Source organism: Hymenobacter sp. FMD4 (assembly GCF_058932745.1).
This window is the reverse complement of the sequence record NZ_JBZYWH010000005.1, coordinates 89,376-107,940: the sequence shown is the minus strand read 5'-3', so window position 1 is coordinate 107,940 and position 18,565 is coordinate 89,376. Positions and strand designations below refer to the sequence as shown.

The window sequence follows — 18,565 nt, the reverse complement described above, 5'->3', positions numbered from 1 at the left end:
GCTAAGAGTAGCATCGTTATTGTATCACCAGTTTGCTTTGCTGGCTCAGCCCGTCGGCGGTGCTCACGCGTACGGTGTACAGGCCAGTGCTTAGGTCAGCTGGGAGCATCACGCGTTGCTCGCCGGCGTTCTGCGGCTGCTGCGCCAGTGGCGCAGCTACGCGTCGCCCTAAGCCATCAAACACTTCCACGCTTACCGTAGCAGCGGCTGGCAGGCGGTACAGAGCCGTGGCGGCGCCCGCCGCAGGGTTGGGAAACACGCGCAGCTCGGTTCCCAAGGCCCGCGCCGAAGCCGCAGCCAGCACCAGCTGGTAAGAATAGGTGAAGCGGTAGTAGTTGCGGTAATTGCCGGGCGACACCAATTGCTGCGTCACGGTGGACGTCGGGTTGCCATTGCCGTCGTAGGCGAATAGGTTCTGTCCGATTTCGGTCCAGGCCCCGTTCACCCAGCTTTCTACGACCGAGCGCGTTACCCGAGTGGGGACTTGCGCATCGTAAGTGTATGTTTCGCGGCGGAAATTTTGGTAGCTGGTGCCATTGGGCGGCACCCGCTGCGTGGTGAAGGAAGCTACTTGTCCGGCGGTATTGTACGAGTACGTATCCTTCTGGGCGAGCAACCAGCCGCCGGCACCGTCTTCCTGCTGATCTTCGATGACGATGGGACGGCCCTGCGCATCATTGGTGTACAGAATTTGGGCCACATTGAAATAGCCACCGCTGTCGTACCCCTCCAGCAGCACTCGGGTCAGGTTATTCTGTGTGTCGTAAGTGTACGTATCGCGGCCGTAGTTCATCCACGTGGAGCCTTGCTGCCAGCGCAAAAGCGTTTGGGCTAGTTTACCTGCTGTCGTGTATGAATAGGCGGCTGTCAGTCGCGGGGTGGCTATGCCCGCGCTGCTGAAAGAATATGTGGTATCGGTGAGCAAGGCCCTGGCCCCGTTGTAGCGGCGGTGGTTACGCCGCGTGGCAGTCCAGGTGGTGCCATTGGCGGATATTTCCCGCAGAATGCGAGTGGGGAGGTCTGCCGTTATGAATTGGGAATTGGTAACCCGGATACTGTCTTGCCAAGCATTATTGCGGTAAACTTGCTCCACCGTCCGCGTCAGTTGGAAGGTGCTCGTCGGGCGCTCGGCCGTAGATTGAGCTAAAGCAGATATTACGCCGTGGGCGTGAGTGGGTAAAGAGCGGGCCGACTGTGCATAACCGTCTGAGGCGGCGCCGGTCAGCAAAGTTATCAATGCGAGGAAAGCTATTTTCATGAACTAGTGGAATTCGTACTCAAGACTGTAAGCAATCAAAAGTATGCTTTTTTAATGCACTCTTTGAAAGCTCCTAGTTAATCTTTGAATTTGAAATAAACAAACCTAAATCATGTCCAATGCTTCCGGCGGATTTACCGTCAGCACCGACGCCACACACCTCGACCTCTCCCTGATCCACGATTTCCTGAGCAACCGTTCTTACTGGGCGCCCGGCATTAGTCGCGAATTGGTAGAGCGTTCTATTCAGAACTCTTTGCCTTTTGGGGTTTACACGGCTGCGGGGCAGCAAGTGGGTTTTGCCCGTATTGTATCCGACCGCGCCACGTTCGCCTACCTCTGCGACGTGTTTGTGCTGGAAGAATACCGCGGCCAGGGCATCAGCAAGCTGCTGATGGCACACATCATGGCGCACCCCGACCTGCAGGGCCTGCGTCGGTGGATGCTGGGCACGCGAGATGCCCATTCGCTCTACGAGCAATTCGGCTTTACAGCGCTGGCCAGTCCGCAACGGTTTATGGAAAACGCCAAGCTGGACCCTTACCGCGCGGCAGGCTCATGATAAACCAAGCGGCTCCCTGATTTATCGCAAATCAGGGAGCCGCTGCTCGGTCAACTCTTTTACGCCTGCACTTTATTGGCCTGCGTCACTAATTTCACAGCGGCCGAGTTGATGCAGAAGCGCAAGCCCGTGGGAGCCGGCCCATCCGGAAATACATGTCCCTGGTGGGCATCGCACACATTGCAAAGCACCTCCACGCGCACCATACCATAGCTCGTGTCTTTCTTATACTTCACCACGTTGTCCTTTACCGGCTCGGTAAAGCTCGGCCAGCCCGTGCCAGATTCGAACTTGGTGCCCGAGTCGTAGCAAGGTGTGCCGCAGCACACGCAGGCATACAGCCCAGGGTCGTGGGCTTCGCAGTACTCGCCGGTGAAGGCGCGCTCGGTACCGTGCTGGCGCGTAACGCGGAATTGCTCAGGCGTGAGCTGCTCGCGCCACTCGGCTTCGGGTTTGTCCACGCGGCGGTCGGGCGCGGGGGTGCCGTTATTGGCAAGGCGGATAACGTCGGCCCAGGTAGTCATATGGGGTGTGGTTTGGTTCGGAAGAAATTGCAGACTGATACCAACGGTTTAGGGGTGCGGCTGGTTCAGCCGAATGGCGTGGCCTAGAACTGCTCGAATTCATCGTGTGCTATCCAGCGCCGCCACTGGGCGCGGGCAAAGGCCAGAAAGGCTTGGGGCGCGCCGCGAAAATCGTTTTCGTTTTGGTATCGGCCGGCATAGAGCAGGTAGCCTTCCGGTGCGTTCAGTTCGGCTTGAATAAGGGTATCGAGGCAGCAGGAATTGGCCGGCCGGCGCTGGGCGGCCGGCAACGAATCGGGCACTACCATCTGCCCGCGCAAGGCGTATTTGGTCCGGCCCTCGCGCATGATGAGCTTCATGTTAGATGGACTCACGTCGCTCCGGCAGGTGAGCTTGTAGATGAGCGTGGTTTCGGTGGTGCCGTCCTTGTCCAGATCGGTAATGCGGGTAGAGCCGGGCAAGGGGCCCAGCCACATGTCAAAGGGACAATTGCGCACTGCGTCCTGCAGGCGCCACAGTTCCTGGTAGCGGCCGTCGGCGGCTTTCACGTACTGCCGGGCAAACAGCTCCACGCGGCTTTCTTCATCGGTGTACTTGGTTTTGCGCTCGGCCGTCGGCCGAGTGCGGTACACCACCAGCAGGTTTTCGCCCGCGGCATCGGTCCAGCGGCGGGCTTCCAGCAGACGGCCGGGCACTGGCGGCAGTGCAGGCAACTGGGCAGCGGTCAAGGAGTCGACCTGGCCTGCCCAGGCCGCCGCCACTGAAGCATTGGCTTGGACTGGTGCGGAAGTTTTTTCGTTGGCTGGTGGGTCTGCCTGGCAGGCGGCCAGTCCCACCACCACTGCCCCCGGCACGTAAACGCTTCGTTGCATACGGACAAACGTACTGGATTTGCGTGGTCGGGAAGCGGTTCAGCTGGAAATCGTCCGCAGAAACTGCGTAGTTCGGAAAGCCCTTTTAACCCGCGCCTATGAAGCTCCTTTCCGCCGCCCAGATCCGCGACGCCGATGCCGCCACTATCCAGGAAAAAGGCATGACTTCCGACGCGCTGATGGAGCGTGCGGCCACGGAGTTTACCAACTGGCTTACCAAGCGGCTCCCGGCCGAAGCAGCCGGCCCGGTCCTGGTGTACTGTGGCCCCGGCAACAACGGCGGCGACGGCCTGGTAGCAGCGCGCCTGCTGCACCAGCGTGGCTACGCCGTGCAGGTGTGGCTGTTGCCGGCCGAGCGACGCTCCCCCGACTGCGAGCTAAACCTACAGCGCCTGCCCGCTACCGTATCCGTCCACGAACTCAGCTCCGAGGCGCTACCGCCTCTCACCACCGATACTTTGGTTATCGATGCTTTGTTTGGTACGGGCCTAAGCCGCCCGCTCGACGGCTTCGCGGCGGCTGTGGTAGCGCACCTAAACGCCAGCCCGGCCCGGGTCGTGAGCATCGATTTGCCATCCGGGCTACTAGCCGACGCGCCATTGCCCGCGGAGGCTCCCGTGGTGCGGGCGCGGCACACGGTAAGCTTTGAGCTGCCGAAGCTGGCTTTCTTACTGCCTCAGCACGCCGAGCACGTGGGCCGCTGGCACACGGTTCCGATCGGCCTCAGCCCGCAGTTCATAGCCGATGCGGCGACTGATAAACACCTCGTCGACGCGGCGTTCTTGCGCAACCGCTTGCCAGCTCGCCCACACTTTGCTCACAAGGGCACCTTTGGCCACGCGCTACTGCTGGCCGGCAGCCACGGCAAAATCGGGGCAGCGGTACTGGCCGCGCAGGCCTGCCTGCGCGGCGGCGTGGGCCTGCTCACGCTGGGCGTGCCCGGCGTGGGCTACTCCATCGTGCAAAGCACTGTGCCGGAAGCCATGTGCCTGCCCGACGACTGCAAGCACTACCTCACTGACCTGCCCGACCTGAAGCCCTACGCCGCCATCGGCATCGGGCCGGGCTTGGGCCAGCACGATGACACCCGTGCCGTGCTGGAAGAGCTGCTCTGTACCGCCAAAGTGCCGTTGGTGCTGGATGCCGATGCGCTGAACTTACTTGGGGCCAACCGCAGCCTGCTTGATCTGCTGCCGCCCAATGCGCTGCTCACGCCGCACCCCAAGGAGTTTGAGCGTCTGACCGAACCCGCCCGCGACGATTATCACCGCGTGGATCTGCTCCGCCAGTTTGCCCGACAATACCGGTGCTACGTGCTGCTGAAAGGCGCTTACTCCTGTCTCGCTGCCCCCGATGGGCAAATGTACTTCAACACCACCGGCAACCCCGGCATGGCCACCGGTGGCAGCGGCGACGTGCTCACCGGCCTGCTCACAGCCCTGCGCGCCGATCAGCGCCTCTCCCCGCTCGACGCTGCCTTACTCGGCATCTACGCTCACGGCCGCGCCGCCGACCTCGCCGCGCAGCACACCGGTCAGGCGGGCCTCATTGCCGGTGACCTGCCCCACTACATCGGGTTGGCCCTTCAGGAATTGACATCCGCAACTGACTTCTGATCGGGGCCAACGTGCATCACTGAATGCTTTATAGCTCCGCCGCTGCTACCAAAGCCCCAGCCTGCACCAGCAGTAAGCCATCGGCCAGCAAAGCATAGTAGTAGTCGGGACGGTTTTCATCGGCAAACCAGACCACGGCGGCGGTCAGCACGGGCGGAACGAGCATCACCAGTTGCCCGGTCAGGCTCAGCCCCGGCAGTACCGGCACAGCGGCGAGCAGCACGCACGCCAGGGCTAGGATGCGGCCCCAGCGGAAACCCAGTACCACGGGCAACGTGGGCGTACCCGCGCGTCGATCTTTGCTAAAGTCACGCAAGTCAAAAATTAGGGCCACGGCCAGAATAAAGCAGAAACGCCGGCCTAGCAGCAACCAGACCGGGCCTTCCAGCACCGACATACCCACGGCCATGGCCGGCAGCCACACCGTCACGGCCGACCATACGTAGCCGATGAGGATGGTTTTCAAGCCCGGCAGGTCGCGCAGGCCGCGGCGGCGGCCGCCCTGGCGCCCGGGCAGAACCGGCCAGGAGTAAGCCAGGGACAACAAGGCGAGGTGACCGAGAAACCACGTCAGCTTCCAGCTCAGACCGCTCAGCCAGTACAGCACTGGCAGCGCCAGCAGGGAGGCTACCACCACTCCCAGCAACAAGCGCCGGTGCTGCACGATCCAGCGCCGCCGGGCAGGCACGCTGGGCGGCAGCCGCAGGCTGTGCCGGCGCGCGCCGTTGAGGTTGTACACAAACAGCGTGGCCGCGAATACCAGTGCTGGCACTGTCCACGGCAGAGGCCGCTGCCAGTACCACGCCGAAGCCGCAGTAAGCGCCGCCGCCGCCGCTGCTACCAATCCATTGCCGTACAGGACCGCATCGAGCAACCGCCGCCACCAAGAATGGGGCGCGGGCTCAGCGGCCGACGATACGGTGGGATTGATCATGTAAGCGTTGGGGGCAAATCGGTCCGCAAAATACGCCACGGCTGCTGCCGGGAGCCGGCTGTTCGGGCTCAGGCGCACAAATAGCCAGCCCTACCTTGCTTTAAGTGGACTGCCCCCAAAACCAACAGCCCGCCGGACACAGTCCGGCGGGCTGTTGGTCATCGGTTAATCGGCCTACAGCATGGAGAGCTGCGACTGCTGATTCTTGTGGCGGAAGGTTTCGTCGTACAGGTCGATGCTGTTCTGAACGATGCGGTAAGCCTCCTCGCGGCCCATGAACTTCTCAACTACTACCTGCTTGTTTTCCAGCGCCTTGTAGTCTTCGAAAAAGCGACGCATTTCGAGCAGCGTGTGCGGGGGCAGCTCCGAAATGTCGTTGATGTGCTTCATCGACACGTCGTTGGCAGCCACGGCGATGATCTTGTCGTCCTCCTCGTTGTTGTCAATCATTTGCATCACGCCGATGACTTTGGCTTCGATCAGGCACATTGGCACCACATCCACGGAGCAAAGTACCAACACGTCCAGCGGGTCCTTATCGTCGCAATACGTCTGCGGGATAAAGCCGTAAGCAGCCGGGTAATGCACCGCCGAGAACAGCACGCGGTCCAGCTTCAGCAAGCCGCTGTCCTTGTCCAGTTCGTATTTGCCTTTGGAGCCTTTTGGAATTTCGATGATGGCGGTTACGACTTCAGGAGCCTTAGAGCCATAGTTTACGTCGTGCCAGGGATTAAAATGAGCCATTGCGTGAAGGGAGTGGGCTGGCTAACAGTGCCGCAGCCCGGGCTTTGAGTGGAAATTGAGGGTCTGAGTGGATTGGTGCCGGTTATTTCTTTTTCGGCAGTACTTCCTGCAACGGTTGGCCGGTGCAGCCGTCGGGCTCCTGAATGTGCAGGAAGCGCGCCAACGTGGGTGCAATATCGGTAATACGCGCCGGTGTTGACGACTCGCCGTGCGGTACGCGCCAGCCCCAGAACACCAAGGGCACGTGCGTATCGTAAGCCCCGGCCGAGCCGTGGGTGGTGCCTTTGTTGATGGGGTAAGCGTACGACTCGAGCCAGCCGGGCTCAAGTACCACCAGCACGTCGCCGCTACGCTTGGGGAAGTAGCCGTTTTCGAGGTACATCAGCATGCCGCTTTCCCAGTGAGATTTCTGCAAATCAGTGGCGGTAATAGCCCGCGTGACGCCGGCGAGCTGCAGAGCCAGCTGGGCCGTTTCTTGCTGCACCTGCTCCAGGTTCATCTTCTTCTGCGCTATCAGTGGCCGGTTCAGGTAGATCTGCTGGTTGTCGTAGGCCAGCACCCAGGGGCCAGCCCCCAGCCGGCGCACTAGCTGGCGCTCCAGCGAATCGCGCATCAGCCGCGGCCCTACCGAGCCAGCCGGGATGCGCTGACTGCGCAAAAACTCCGGCGAGTGCGCCGCGCCGTGGTCGGCCGACAGAAACACCAAGCTCTGCCCTTTGCCTACCTGCTTATCCAAGAATTTCAGCAGGCGGGCAATGTCGCGGTCGAGGCGCAGGTAGGTATCCTGCGTTTCAATAGCATTGACGCCGAAATGGTGGCCCACATAATCAGTGGAGCTGAAGCTCAGGGCCAGGAAATCGGTTTGGCCGCGCTGGCCCATCTGCTCGGCGCGTAGGGCTTCCAGAGCAAAGTCCAGCGTGAGCGTATTGCCAAAGGGCGTGGTACGAATCAAGTCCAGATTGGTAGTAGGTACCTTCTCCCCCGCCGCCTGCATGGTAGCCCGCACTTGCGCCGGAGCCAGCCCGCTTAACTGGGGCAGGTTGTGCGGAAACACTGGTCGCTCTTCCCCGCGGAAGGTATTTTCCCACGGCACATCATCAGCCGTACTTTCCGTGTATTGGGTGATGGGCAAGAGCGTCTCCCAGGGTTTGGAGAGGTACTGCTCGGCCAGCTTGCGGCTGTTGAACTGCTGCACCCACTCGGGGAGTTGCGGCTGACCGTAAAAGGTGCTGCTGATAAAAGAGCCGTTGGTATTATCAAACCAGTACGCAGCATTGGCGGCGTGGCCGGCCGGCAAAATCGAGCCCCGATCTTTGATGCATACCCCAATTACCTTGCTCTGAAAATTCGTAGCTAGGCGCAGCTCATCGGTGATGGTGGACGTGAGCATGTAGCGCGGCGACTGCTGCCCGGCCGCGGCCGAGCCGCCCACCGGCTGTACGCTCTTGTCTTCGGTCACGTAGGTGCTGCGGCCGTTTTCGCGCACGTACCAGTTATTGCCTACGATGCCGTGTACCGAAGGCGTAGTGCCCGTATAGATGCTGGCGTGGCCCGGCCCGGTGTAGGTAGGTACGTAGTTGTAGTGACAGTTTTCGTAGCTGAAGCCGTCGTTTAGCAGGCGCTTAAAGCCATCGTTGCCGTACTTGTCCCAGTAGCGGTACAAGTAGTCGTAGCGCATCTGATCCACCACAATGCCCACGATCAGCTTGGGCCGGGGCAATGGTTTGGCTTTCTGCGCCAAGCCTGGGGTGGCATACCCCAGCAGCGCGGCCGCAGCCAGCACTCCACTCAAAAAAGTCTTTTGCATAAAAAAAACGCAGGCCGGCAGCTCATCAATAGCCCCGGCCAAGTTTGCGGGCGCAAAGGTAACAGCCAATTAGGCAAAGCTCGGCTTTAGCAGCCTTGCGCGGCTGCCCTGCGTACACGAGTCAAGCCGTCATTTGGTTACCCTTGCAGCATTACTTCCGCTCCTATGTCTCTGTCTGCCTCCGACCACGCCCTCATCTTCGATATGGACGGCGTGCTTATCGACAACACCCGCTACCAGGCCAAAGCCTTCCAACTGCTTTTCCGCGAGTTGGACCTCGAAACCAATGCCCTCAATTTGCTGAAGCGCCTCAACGGTATGCCGGCCACTAACATTCTCAAAACGGTATACCGAAACCCGGTACCGGAAAAGGAGCTAAAGCAGTATGCCGACCGCCGCGAATTCCTTTACCGCGTGCTGTACTGGGACAAGCGCCAGGAAACACCTGGCCTCTCCCAGTTTCTGCAGGCTGCCCGCGAAGCCGGCTTCAAAATCGGCTTGGGCACTGGTTCCCCACCCGAAACCATCAGCTACATCATCGACCACCTTGGCCTGCGCCGCTACTTCGATGTGGTCGTCGGCAAAGCCGACGTGGATCGGGGCAAACCCCACGCCGACACCTTCGCCGTTACGGCCCAGAAGCTCGGCGTGTCGCCCGAGCGTTGCGTGGTGTTTGAAGATGCCCTCTTGGGTGAGCAGTCGGCCTACAAGGCCAAGATGCGCGTTATTGCCGTCAGCAGCATTCTGAAGCCCGAGCAGTTTCAGGCACCCATGCAAGTCATCAAGGACTTCCGCGACATCACCCCCGAGCAGGTCTTAGAACTGTTGGAACAACACCCTAAAGTCCCCACGCCCAGCAAAGCCTTCAGCCAACGCGAATACGCCAAGCTATAAGACCCATCTGCGTTTCGTTGCGCCGCCGGAAACTCACTTCTTCCGCTTATCATCAAAAGCAATTGGCCCGCTTCCATATCGGAAGCGGGCCAATTGCTTGTAGAGCGTACGCGGTTCTAGCGGCTGGCAGCCAGCGCCTCGGCGCCACCCACGATTTCGAGAATCTCGTTCGTAATGGCAGCTTGACGGCCCCGGTTGTAGCTCAACTTGAGCGCCTTCAGCAGCTCACCGGCGTTTTCCGTCGCTTTGTCCATTGCTGTCATCCGGGCACCGTGCTCGGAAGCGTTGCTTTCCAGCACCGCCTTATACAGCTGAACTTTGAGCGAAGTCGGAATCAGGTTCAGCACGATTTCCTCCTTGCTCGGCTCGAAGATGTAGTCTGTGTTGGCGGTAACGGGAGCGTTGGCAGGCGTTTCGGGGGGCAGAATGGGCAGCAATTGTTGCGTCCGGATGATCTGCGTAGCCACGTTCTTGAACTCGTTGTACACCATCACCACCTGGTCGTACTCGCCGGCGCGGAAGGCTGCCATAGCTTCCTCCGCAGCCACGCGCACCGTGTCAAACGACAGGTTCGTGAAGACGTTGGTGTGGTTGCCCACCAGCAGGCCCCGACGCCCGAAGTAGTCGTGAGCCTTGCGGCCGATGGCCATGACGCGCACGTTACCAGCCGCAGCCAGATCGGCGTAACGCTCCTGCATCAGGGCGTTGGTCGCCTTGAACACGTTGCTGTTGAAAGCACCGGCCAGGCCGCGGTCCGAGGTAATGGCGATGATGAGCACGCGGCGCACCTCACGCACCGTGCCGTAGTCACCGGTTACGTTGTCGTCGCCGCCGCCTTGCGAGAGGTTAGCGAGGATGCCGTTCAGGCGCTGGGCGTAAGGACGCATACGCATGATGTTATCCTGCGCACGGCGCAACTTCGCGGCCGCCACCATTTTCATGGCTTTGGTGATTTGCTGCGTCGAGCTAACCGACTGGATGCGGCCGCGGACTTCTTTTAAGCTTGCCATAAGTTGAATGGTTGAATAGTCAAATGGCTAAATGGTTGATTGTTCTCGCGTTGCCAGAACGACCAACCATTTAGCCATTCAACCATTTAACAATCTATTTCGCAGCGTACGAAGCCGAAAGGTCGTTGATTACCTGACGGATGGTGCCCGTAATGGTATCGTCGAGCTTACCAGCTTTCAGGCCAGCCAGCACGTCGGCGTGGCGGGTATTCATTACCTGCGTAAACTCCTTTTCGAACTCGCGTACGCGGTTCACCGGGATGCGGTCCAGCAGGCCATTGGTAGCGGCGTAAATAATGGCTACCTGGTCTTCTACCTTCACCGGCGAGAACTGCGGCTGCTTCAGAATTTCGAGGTTACGACGGCCACGCTCGATGGTCAGCTTGGTCGAAGCGTCAAGGTCCGAACCGAACTTGGCGAAAGCCTCCAGTTCACGGAACTGCGCCTGGTCCAGCTTCAGCGTACCAGCCACCTTTTTCATCGACTTGATCTGAGCCGAACCACCTACGCGCGATACCGAAATGCCTACGTTGATAGCCGGACGGATACCCGAGTTAAAGAGATTGGTTTCGAGGAAGATCTGACCGTCGGTAATCGAAATTACGTTCGTCGGGATGTAAGCCGATACGTCACCTGCCTGCGTCTCGATGATGGGCAGCGCCGTCAACGAACCACCACCTTTAACCATGCCACGGAGGCTGTCGGGCAGGTCATTCATGTTGCGGGCGATGTCGTCCGAGGCATTCACCTTAGCGGCGCGCTCGAGCAAGCGGCTGTGCAGGTAGAATACGTCGCCGGGGTAAGCTTCGCGTCCGGGAGGACGACGCAGCAGCAGCGACACCTCGCGGTAAGCCACCGCTTGCTTAGACAAGTCATCGTACACAACCAGAGCCGGACGGCCCGTGTCGCGGAAGAATTCGCCGATAGCGGCACCCGTAAACGGGGCGAAGAACTGCATCGGAGCGGGGTCAGCGGCCGAAGCCGAAACCACCACCGTGTAGTCCATAGCACCGCCACGCTGCAGCGAGTTTACGATCTGGGCTACCGTCGAGGCCTTCTGGCCGATGGCAACATAGATACAGAATACTGGCTCCCCACGCTCGAAGAACTCGCGCTGGTTCAGGATAGCGTCAAGCGCTACCGTCGACTTACCCGTCTGACGGTCGCCGATGATGAGCTCACGCTGGCCACGGCCAATCGGAATCATGGCGTCGATAGCCTTGATACCCGTCTGCAGGGGTTCGTTTACGGGCTGGCGGTAGATTACGCCCGGAGCCTTACGCTCCAGCGGCATGTCGTACAGCTCGCCAGCAATGGGGCCACGACCATCAATGGGTTGACCCAGCGTGTTTACCACGCGGCCCACGATGCCTTCGCCTACTTTAATCGATGCAATTTTTTTGGTGCGGCGCACGGTAGCACCCTCGCGGATTTCGGAGTAGTCGCCGAGCATTACGGCACCTACGTTGTCTTCCTCAAGGTTCAGAACCAGTGCCTGCAGGCCATTCTCGAACTCAACCAGTTCGCCTGACTGAGCCTTCGAGAGGCCGTAAATGCGGGCTACCCCGTCGCCAACCTGCAGCACCGTACCGACTTCTTCGAGTTCGGCTTCGGTCTTGAAATTGGACAACTGCTCCCGCAGAATGGCGGATACTTCATCCGGACGTACTTCTGCCATGATGCTGACTTATAGTTGGGCTTGGTAGGGGTTCTCTTTGAAGGTGGAACGCAGGCGGTTCAGGCGCGTGCGTACCGAATCGTCGATCTGCCGGTCGCCGATGCGCAGGACAAACCCGCCGATAAGCGAAGGGTCTACTTGTTCCTGTAGCAGCACCCGGCCGCCGGTCTGATCGATAACCAAACGCTCCACATGGGCGCGGAGTTCAGGCGAGAGCGGCGTAGCCGTTGTCACCGAAGCCATTTGAATACCGCTGAGCTTGTTGTACTGGCTCTGAAACTCGGAGCCAATAAATTCCAGCGCGCTTTCGCGGTTTTTTTGGGTAACGATGGTGAAGAACCGCATAGTCAGGTCCGACACCTTGCCGCCAAACAGCCGCTGCAGGATGGCCAGCTTCTTGTCGTGCTGCACGATGGGGTTGCGCAGCAACAGGCGCAGGTCGCGGCTGCCCTCCAAGGTATTGGCGAACAGGTCCATGTCCTGCTTCACTGTATCCAGCGTACCCTGCTCCTGGGCCAAATCCAGCAAGGACTTGGCGTAGCGGGCGGCGACTCGTAGTTCAGACATTGTCGTTGAAGCTATTAGCCTTTGGCAGTTAGCTGCTGGCTTCCGTCAGCTCGATGCCAACAGCCAACAGCTAATTGCCAATAAGCTTAATTCAGTTTTACCTCTTGCAGGTAGTCGGTCACCAGCTGCTTTTGGGCGGTGGCGTCCGTCAGCTCGCGGCGCAGAATGCGCTCGGCGATGTCGATGGAAAGCTGAGCCGCCGTGTTTTTCACTTCGGCCAGCGCGGAGTTCTTTTCGTTCTGGATGGCTTCGCGGGCCTGCATGATCATGCGGGCACCTTCGTCCGTAGCCTTCTGCTTGGCCTGCTCGATAAGCTGCTCGCTCATCATGCCGGCTTCCTTTAGGATACGGTCGCGCTCCTGCCGAGCTTCGGCCAGCAGCTTTTCATTGCCGGCTTTGAGGGCCTGCATTTCCAGCTTAGCCTGGTCAGCCTGACGCAGAGCACTTTCGATGGACTCTTCCCGCTCGCGCAGACTAGTCAGAATAGGCCGCCACGCAAACTTTGCCAGCAGGAACAGCAGCAGCAGAAAAACAACAAACTGCCAGAACAGCAGACCCAGATCCGGGGTAATCAGATTCATGGCTAGAAGGGCAATGCGTGAGAAAAAGGTACGGCCGGCGGTAGCTAGGCTTTAACCCAGCGAACCGACTGCCGCACTGTAGTTTCAGGGCACCAAATACGGCCGCCCGTTGCCCTGCCGAAGCAAGGGCTACAGGCGGCCGAACTATGGGCGCTGCTACTACAGGTTCAGGGCAATCAGCAGGCAGACTACGACGGCGAACAGGGTAGCGCCTTCGATCAGAGCGGCCGCGATGATCATTGCCGTTTGGATACGACCCGCAGCTTCCGGCTGACGGCCGATAGCTTCCATGGCGCTGCCGCCGATGCGACCAATGCCAAGACCAGCACCGAGGATAGCCAGACCAGCACCCAGGCCGGCACCCATTACGGCCAGACCAACAGCATTTACGACCTGCAGCAACAGAGTGAGCAGCATAACAAAGAGAGTTAGGAGAGTGAGAAAAAAGTCAAGAAAACAAAAAGGGGAAAGTCAGCTTAGTGTTGCGGAGCCGGCGCGCTCATGTCTTCGCCGCCGATTTGATGGTCCGCATCGTGGTGGTGCTCCTCCACGGCCCCACCGATGTACATGGCCGAGAGCAGCGTGAAGAGATAAGCCTGCAGAAGGGCCACTAGCATTTCCAGAATGTTGATGAATAAGGCAAAGCCCACGCCCAGCGGCGCAACCGCAACACTCTTGAAAATGAAGATGAGCGAAATGAAGCTCAACACGATGATGTGACCGGCCGTGATGTTGGCAAACAAACGCACCATCAGCGAAAATGGCTTGGTGATGATGCCAATGAGTTCAACCGGAATCATGATGGGCAGCAGCCACTTCGGTACGCCGGGGGTAGCGAAGATATGCCCCCAATAATTCTTGTTGCCGCTAAACACGGTGATGAGCAGCGTAAACAGCGCCAAAAGGAACGTGATGCTGATGTTACCGGTCAAGTTGGCCGCGCCGGGCGTGAGGCCCAGTAGGTTATTGAACCAGATAAAGAAGAACACGGTGAGCAGGTACGGCAGGTAACGCTCGTACTTCGGGCCGATATTAGTCTTGGCTACATCGTCGCGGATGAAGGCAATGATGGGCTCAAAGAACGACTGAATACCGCTGGGAGCCCGGCCGTGGTTTTTCTTGTAACCAGCTGCTACCGAGAAGAAAACTACAATCAGTAGCACCGCGCTCAGCAGCAAGGATGCCACGTTCTTGGTGATGGAGAAATCGTACACCTTGCTGCCGTCTTCGGCTACGAGGTGCTCGTGCTCCAACTTGAGACCATTGTAGGTTTCGCCGTGCGCCAGCTTGCTAGATGAGAATACCGACAAGCCTTTGTTTGGCTGAAAGGCAATAACGGGCAGGGGCAGCGTGACGTGCGTATGACCAATCGTGGCGAAATGCCATTCATGAGCATCGGCTACGTGGTGCAAAATCATCTCACCGGGCTTGAACTCACCTTCTTCGGTAGCCTCAGTCACCGTCGCAGAGGTGGAAGGCACATCGCCGTGCTGCTCTTGGGCGAATACAGGCAACGTCAGGACCCAGAAGAAAAAGAACAAGAACCGCTTCATTAACAAGAACTTAAGTGAAGATGCCATCAAAACTATACCTCCTGGGAGCCCTGTTTTGAAAACGGGCGCAAGTTAGTCACGACGTTCCAGACTTCAAACCCAGTGTAGAGAAAATACAAGACGAAGAAAAGGCCCAAAAAAGTCCAAGTACTATGTCCTGCTTTAGCCCCGCCGCGCACCAAGTAGGTTACCAGAATGGCTAAAATGAGTACCAAACGTAACCCCGTGGTGGCAAACCAAGCCGTCATCAGCGAATCCGCATTACGTCGATAAGCCCGCCACGTCAGCCAGAAAGTGAAGGCCGTAAGCAGCACGAAGAACAACAGTATCCACTCTGCACTCGGATGTACCGCTGCTTCGCCAAACTGCAAGTGCATGCCATATAAGCAAACGCCAAGCAGGCTCGAGAACAGCAGCAGATTGCGGAGAAACTGTTTCATGCGTGGTAATAAGCGCGGTAAGCAGCGCGGCAATGAAGCAAAAGCGGAAGTCGCATTTCGGCCACCGGCTATTTATCGTTGGAAACGGCGCGGATGATTTGGTACATGGCTACGAACACTCCCAACAAGGAGAAAACAACCGTAGCCCAAGGACTCCACCCTAGTTTTTTATCGAGCCAGATACCGAGCCAAGTGCTCAAGCAAATCGTAACCAGCATCTGTACGCCTACACCGGAGTAACGGCCCAAGGCGCTGGAGGACTTGTCTTGTGGTTTCCGAGGCTCCGACATTAAATTTCGATGAAGGTTGCAAAGGTACGGTGCGAAGTCGATAATCGTTGTCGGCCTGCACTAAATGAGTCTGGATGTGCTGGTATCGGGCCCTACCCGGCGAAATTCACGTACTTTTAGCTGATTTGTGGCGTTGTAGGAGCAAGAACTCCGCCGAACGAAACGGCTGCCAAACAGCGTTTTGCCCCCAACGCATCTTCTCATCCACCCGCTCGTTGCCCGTGCTGAATCCCGCGCGTCTTGCCTTACTATCCGCTTGGAGCGTCTGTGTAGCTGTCCCAGCCATTTTGCTGAGCGGTTGCGCAGCCGAACGCCATAATATAGTAGCCCGCACTTATCAGAATATCACTGCCCGCGACAACGGCTACTTCCTGGCCCGCGAGAAAATGCGGGAAACCGAAACCAAGCTCAGCAAAGAGCGCGTCAACGATTATAACCGCACGCTGTCCTTACTACCGGCAGTGGACTCCGTAAAGGCGGCGCAGCTGACGGCGGATATGGACGAGGTAGTGAAAAAAGCGTCCTTGCCAATTCAGCGCCGCAGCACCAGTGATTGGACCGACGATGCTTATATCTTGATTGGCAAGTCGCGCTACTACAAGCGTGAGTTTGAGGACGCTGCCAAGACGTTTAAATACGTCAACACCACCAGCAAGGACGCCAACGCCCGGCACGAAGCGCTTATTTGGCTGATGCGCACGTACATGACTACCAAGGAGTGGGACAATGCGGCGGCCGTATCCGATATTCTAGATAAAGAGGAAGGCACGCCAGCCAATGCCCGCGAGCTGTTCCTGACCCGCGCTCAGTACCACATTCATCAAGGCAACGATAAGCTGGCCATTGAAAACCTGCAGAAGGCTATTCCTTATATCCCGAAGAAGGACGAACGCTCCCGTAGCCGTTACGTGCTGGCGCAGCTCTACCAGAACACCGGTCAGGACAAGGAAGCCTACGCGGAGCTCAACAAGATTCTGAAGCGCAACCCGCCTTACGAACTGGACTTCTTCTCGAAGCTGATGCTGGGGCAAGTGTCGGACCTGAACCAGAACGACCGGGTGCGCCTTAATAAATACTTCGCCAAGCTGCTGAAGGACTCGAAGAATAAGGAGTACCGCGACAAGATTTATTACGAGATGGCGCGGCTGAACTACCGGCAGGAGCGCTTCGACGATGCCTTGGCGCTGCTAAATCAGTCGATACGTGCCAGTACCACCAATCAGGCGCAGAAAGGCTACGCTTACTTGCTAGCGGGTCGCATCTATTATGAAAACCGCCAGAAGTACCGACTGGCCGCGGCTTACTACGACAGTACCACGCAAACGCTGCCCCGCGAAGTGCCGGAGTACGCCGCCACCGTAGAGCGGCGCGACATCCTGCGCGACTTTGCAGCGCAGCTGACAATTATAGAAACCCAAGACAGTCTGCTGACCCTGGCCCGTCTTGATACTGCCACTTTGCGTAGTCGCCTGCTAGCCTTTGCCGACGCCGAGATGCTGCGCCGCAAGCGGGAAGCCGACCGCCAGACTGCCCTGGCCGCGCGCGGGGCCAACCAGACGGCTACCGGCCAAGACTTGAGCCGCACGGGCAACCCCGACGTAGACCCATTGGCCTTCGCCAGCGGCTCGACGGGTCGTCAGTGGTACTTTGATAACCCGACAGCGCTGAGTACGGCCCGCGGCGACTTCGAGCGCCGCTGGGGCAATCGTCCACTCACCGACAACTGGCGCGTCAGCAGCTTGGCTACTACTGGTGCTCCTGTAACCCCGGCTGCCGGTGCCCCCGTCACTGTGGCCGGCGCCGGCAATTCTGCCATCAACCCGGCCGGGGAAGCATCTGCCAAACAAGCTACTCCTGCCGATGAGCGAGCTGCGCTAGCGGCCCAATACCGCCAGAGCATTCCTTTCACGGCGGAACAGCAGCAGCAGGCAGAAGCCAAAGTACAGGAGGCCCTGTTCGCGTTGGGTGGTATCTATAATCAGCAGTTAAAGGAGCAACCTAAGGCCGTTCAAACCTATGAGGACCTCCTGCAGCGTTTTCCCCGCAATCCGCATGTAGTAGAGACCTACTACAGTCTTTACCTGATTTACAAAGAGCTCAACGACCCCAAGGCCGAAGTGTACGCCCAACGTCTGCGCCAGGAGTTTCCGAATTCGTCCTACGCTCGCTTGGTGGCCGACCCCGAGTATCTGCGGCGTACGTCCGTGGCAAATGAGAACATGGCCGTGCGTTTAGACTCCGCCTTTGCGCTGTATAAGAAGCAGGAGTTTAAAAAGGCCACGGCGGCTCTGGTGCAGGCCCGCAAGCAATATCCCGAAACCGACTTAAACGACCGCGCCGAGTATTTGCAGTTGCTGCTGACGCTCCGGACACAGCCGCCCGCTACGCATAAGCCCGTAGTGGAAGCTTTTATTAAGAAGTATCCGGAAAGCTCTCTATTACCCCGGGCGCAAGAACTGTTGGCTACTTATGGCCGCTACGAATCAGGCCAGCTTACCGGCGCTTTGGCTTCAACTGACAAGCCAGTAGTTTCCTTCTACCGGCCGGGTGAGGTAGATAACCGCATCCGCATTCTTTACGGCGAAAACGACTCTCCAGTAGTTACGCCTTCGACTTCTAAGCCAGTCGCTGCTACTCCTCCCCCTGCACCCACTGGTACGCCAGCCACCAAAGCTGACAATACCAAAGCCACTGCGCCACCGGCACCGGCAGCTACCAAACCAGCTGGCGGCACCACTGCGCCACCCGATAAGCCGGCCACAACTCAGCCTGCTGCACAACCGCTGCCGACTGCTCCCACGGGTACCACGCCGCCGGTTGAGGCCGTTCCGGCTCCTGCTACTCCAGTTGAACCTTCTCCATACAGCGCCGACCTCAATGCCGCTCACGCCGTTGTAATTGCTTATCCCAAGGATGCTGCAGCCTTCACCGACCTGCAAAATCAACTAGCGGCCTACAACAACCGCTTTTTCAAAACCAGCAACCTTCAAATTCAGGCTCAACCTCTGGGCGCTGATCAGCAAGTGTTGATTGTGCAGTCTTTATCTAATGCCAAAGTGGCGCAGAACTACGCGCTTAAATTGCGCGGCCCTCAAGGTCCGCTGATGAAGCTGCGTAATGCGGGTTACCAATCCTTCCTGATCGGTATTGATAACCTGCCCGTACTACTGACACGCGGCAATCTGGAAGAATATTTGCGCTTTGCGCAACCCGTTTATCGTCCGTAACCACCGGA

At 58.6% G+C, this 18,565-nt stretch carries 18 protein-coding genes; 4 read left to right on the top strand and 14 right to left on the bottom strand.

The genetic code is table 11. The annotated features are described in order from the left end of the window. Positions 1-16: 16 nt before the first annotated feature. Positions 17-1,258 carry a T9SS type A sorting domain-containing protein gene (locus tag AC5FXY_RS07245; protein WP_493555984.1) on the bottom strand — a complete coding sequence of 414 codons (1,242 nt, stop codon included), beginning with the start codon at positions 1,256-1,258 and terminating at the stop codon, positions 17-19. Between the two features lie 112 nt (positions 1,259-1,370). On the opposite strand from AC5FXY_RS07245, the gene AC5FXY_RS07240 reads away from it, so the two are divergent. Next, on the top strand, positions 1,371-1,820 hold the full coding sequence (locus AC5FXY_RS07240) for a GNAT family N-acetyltransferase (RefSeq protein WP_493555983.1): 450 nt from the start codon (positions 1,371-1,373) through the stop codon (positions 1,818-1,820). A 59-nt stretch (positions 1,821-1,879) separates the two neighbouring features. Here the strand turns inward: AC5FXY_RS07240 and msrB are convergent, their stop codons facing one another. Together msrB and AC5FXY_RS07230 are read right to left on the bottom strand one after the other, a co-directional pair. After that, positions 1,880-2,344: a peptide-methionine (R)-S-oxide reductase MsrB gene (gene msrB / locus AC5FXY_RS07235; RefSeq protein ID WP_493555982.1), complete on the bottom strand. Its 465-nt coding sequence runs from the start codon at positions 2,342-2,344 to the stop codon at positions 1,880-1,882. An 83-nt stretch (positions 2,345-2,427) separates the two neighbouring features. Then, positions 2,428-3,216, bottom strand: coding sequence for a M949_RS01915 family surface polysaccharide biosynthesis protein (locus AC5FXY_RS07230; protein ID WP_493555981.1), 789 nt, complete (start codon positions 3,214-3,216; stop codon positions 2,428-2,430). A gap of 98 nt (positions 3,217-3,314) precedes the next feature. Here AC5FXY_RS07230 and AC5FXY_RS07225 point away from each other — a divergent pair, with 98 nt between their 5' ends. Then, positions 3,315-4,832, top strand: coding sequence for an NAD(P)H-hydrate dehydratase (locus tag AC5FXY_RS07225; RefSeq protein WP_493555980.1), 1,518 nt, complete (start codon positions 3,315-3,317; stop codon positions 4,830-4,832). Positions 4,833-4,860: 28 nt separating this feature from the next. Here AC5FXY_RS07225 and AC5FXY_RS07220 read toward each other — a convergent pair whose 3' ends face one another. From AC5FXY_RS07220 to pafA, 3 genes are all read right to left on the bottom strand, one after another. Continuing rightward, positions 4,861-5,805 carry a UbiA family prenyltransferase gene (locus AC5FXY_RS07220; RefSeq protein ID WP_493555979.1) on the bottom strand — a complete coding sequence of 315 codons (945 nt, stop codon included), beginning with the start codon at positions 5,803-5,805 and terminating at the stop codon, positions 4,861-4,863. A 135-nt stretch (positions 5,806-5,940) separates the two neighbouring features. Next, positions 5,941-6,510: an inorganic diphosphatase gene (locus AC5FXY_RS07215; RefSeq protein ID WP_493555978.1), complete on the bottom strand. Its 570-nt coding sequence runs from the start codon at positions 6,508-6,510 to the stop codon at positions 5,941-5,943. Between the two features lie 82 nt (positions 6,511-6,592). Continuing rightward, positions 6,593-8,317 (bottom strand): alkaline phosphatase PafA, encoded by a 1,725-nt coding sequence (gene pafA / locus AC5FXY_RS07210; RefSeq protein WP_493555977.1) that lies wholly within the window; start codon positions 8,315-8,317, stop codon positions 6,593-6,595. A 165-nt stretch (positions 8,318-8,482) separates the two neighbouring features. Between pafA and AC5FXY_RS07205 the strand changes: the two genes are divergently transcribed. Next, entirely contained in the window at positions 8,483-9,211 is a 729-nt protein-coding gene (locus tag AC5FXY_RS07205; protein ID WP_493555976.1) for an HAD family hydrolase, read from the top strand. A 116-nt stretch (positions 9,212-9,327) separates the two neighbouring features. Here the strand turns inward: AC5FXY_RS07205 and atpG are convergent, their stop codons facing one another. The 8 genes from atpG to AC5FXY_RS07165 form a co-directional block, all read right to left on the bottom strand. Next, on the bottom strand, positions 9,328-10,221 hold the full coding sequence (atpG, locus tag AC5FXY_RS07200; protein WP_493555975.1) for an ATP synthase F1 subunit gamma: 894 nt from the start codon (positions 10,219-10,221) through the stop codon (positions 9,328-9,330). Positions 10,222-10,315: 94 nt separating this feature from the next. Next, on the bottom strand, positions 10,316-11,899 hold the full coding sequence (gene atpA, locus AC5FXY_RS07195; protein ID WP_493555974.1) for a F0F1 ATP synthase subunit alpha: 1,584 nt from the start codon (positions 11,897-11,899) through the stop codon (positions 10,316-10,318). A gap of 9 nt (positions 11,900-11,908) precedes the next feature. Next, on the bottom strand, positions 11,909-12,466 hold the full coding sequence (gene atpH / locus AC5FXY_RS07190) for an ATP synthase F1 subunit delta (protein ID WP_493555973.1): 558 nt from the start codon (positions 12,464-12,466) through the stop codon (positions 11,909-11,911). Between the two features lie 86 nt (positions 12,467-12,552). Next, on the bottom strand, positions 12,553-13,047 hold the full coding sequence (locus AC5FXY_RS07185) for a F0F1 ATP synthase subunit B (RefSeq protein ID WP_493555972.1): 495 nt from the start codon (positions 13,045-13,047) through the stop codon (positions 12,553-12,555). 159 nt (positions 13,048-13,206) lie between these two features. Beyond that, positions 13,207-13,464, bottom strand: coding sequence for an ATP synthase F0 subunit C (gene atpE, locus AC5FXY_RS07180; RefSeq protein WP_493555971.1), 258 nt, complete (start codon positions 13,462-13,464; stop codon positions 13,207-13,209). A 59-nt stretch (positions 13,465-13,523) separates the two neighbouring features. Further along, on the bottom strand, positions 13,524-14,600 hold the full coding sequence (gene atpB / locus AC5FXY_RS07175; RefSeq protein ID WP_493555970.1) for a F0F1 ATP synthase subunit A: 1,077 nt from the start codon (positions 14,598-14,600) through the stop codon (positions 13,524-13,526). A gap of 32 nt (positions 14,601-14,632) precedes the next feature. After that, entirely contained in the window at positions 14,633-15,040 is a 408-nt protein-coding gene (locus tag AC5FXY_RS07170; protein WP_493555969.1) for a hypothetical protein, read from the bottom strand. A 68-nt stretch (positions 15,041-15,108) separates the two neighbouring features. Further along, positions 15,109-15,330 (bottom strand): AtpZ/AtpI family protein, encoded by a 222-nt coding sequence (locus AC5FXY_RS07165; protein ID WP_493555968.1) that lies wholly within the window; start codon positions 15,328-15,330, stop codon positions 15,109-15,111. Positions 15,331-15,551: 221 nt separating this feature from the next. On the opposite strand from AC5FXY_RS07165, the gene porW reads away from it, so the two are divergent. After that, positions 15,552-18,557, top strand: a complete 3,006-nt coding sequence (gene porW, locus AC5FXY_RS07160; protein WP_493555967.1) for a type IX secretion system periplasmic lipoprotein PorW/SprE — start codon at positions 15,552-15,554, stop codon at positions 18,555-18,557. The last annotated feature ends 8 nt before the right edge of the window (positions 18,558-18,565 follow it).

Excerpts from the sequence above, each read along its gene's own strand:
- msrB (WP_493555982.1), bottom strand. The coding sequence starts at position 2,344 with ATGACTACCTGGGCCGACGTTATCCGCCTTGCCAATAACGGCACCCCC.
- AC5FXY_RS07205 (WP_493555976.1), top strand. The coding sequence starts at position 8,483 with ATGTCTCTGTCTGCCTCCGACCACGCCCTCATCTTCGATATGGACGGC.
- AC5FXY_RS07225 (WP_493555980.1), top strand. The coding sequence starts at position 3,315 with ATGAAGCTCCTTTCCGCCGCCCAGATCCGCGACGCCGATGCCGCCACT.
- AC5FXY_RS07240 (WP_493555983.1), top strand. The coding sequence starts at position 1,371 with ATGTCCAATGCTTCCGGCGGATTTACCGTCAGCACCGACGCCACACAC.
- AC5FXY_RS07245 (WP_493555984.1), bottom strand. The coding sequence starts at position 1,258 with ATGAAAATAGCTTTCCTCGCATTGATAACTTTGCTGACCGGCGCCGCC.
- pafA (WP_493555977.1), bottom strand. The coding sequence starts at position 8,317 with ATGCAAAAGACTTTTTTGAGTGGAGTGCTGGCTGCGGCCGCGCTGCTG.
- atpB (WP_493555970.1), bottom strand. The coding sequence starts at position 14,600 with ATGAAGCGGTTCTTGTTCTTTTTCTTCTGGGTCCTGACGTTGCCTGTA.
- AC5FXY_RS07165 (WP_493555968.1), bottom strand. The coding sequence starts at position 15,330 with ATGTCGGAGCCTCGGAAACCACAAGACAAGTCCTCCAGCGCCTTGGGC.
- atpG (WP_493555975.1), bottom strand. The coding sequence starts at position 10,221 with ATGGCAAGCTTAAAAGAAGTCCGCGGCCGCATCCAGTCGGTTAGCTCG.
- atpH (WP_493555973.1), bottom strand. The coding sequence starts at position 12,466 with ATGTCTGAACTACGAGTCGCCGCCCGCTACGCCAAGTCCTTGCTGGAT.
- atpA (WP_493555974.1), bottom strand. The coding sequence starts at position 11,899 with ATGGCAGAAGTACGTCCGGATGAAGTATCCGCCATTCTGCGGGAGCAG.
- AC5FXY_RS07170 (WP_493555969.1), bottom strand. The coding sequence starts at position 15,040 with ATGAAACAGTTTCTCCGCAATCTGCTGCTGTTCTCGAGCCTGCTTGGC.
- AC5FXY_RS07230 (WP_493555981.1), bottom strand. The coding sequence starts at position 3,216 with ATGCAACGAAGCGTTTACGTGCCGGGGGCAGTGGTGGTGGGACTGGCC.
- atpE (WP_493555971.1), bottom strand. The coding sequence starts at position 13,464 with ATGCTGCTCACTCTGTTGCTGCAGGTCGTAAATGCTGTTGGTCTGGCC.
- AC5FXY_RS07185 (WP_493555972.1), bottom strand. The coding sequence starts at position 13,047 with ATGAATCTGATTACCCCGGATCTGGGTCTGCTGTTCTGGCAGTTTGTT.
- AC5FXY_RS07215 (WP_493555978.1), bottom strand. The coding sequence starts at position 6,510 with ATGGCTCATTTTAATCCCTGGCACGACGTAAACTATGGCTCTAAGGCT.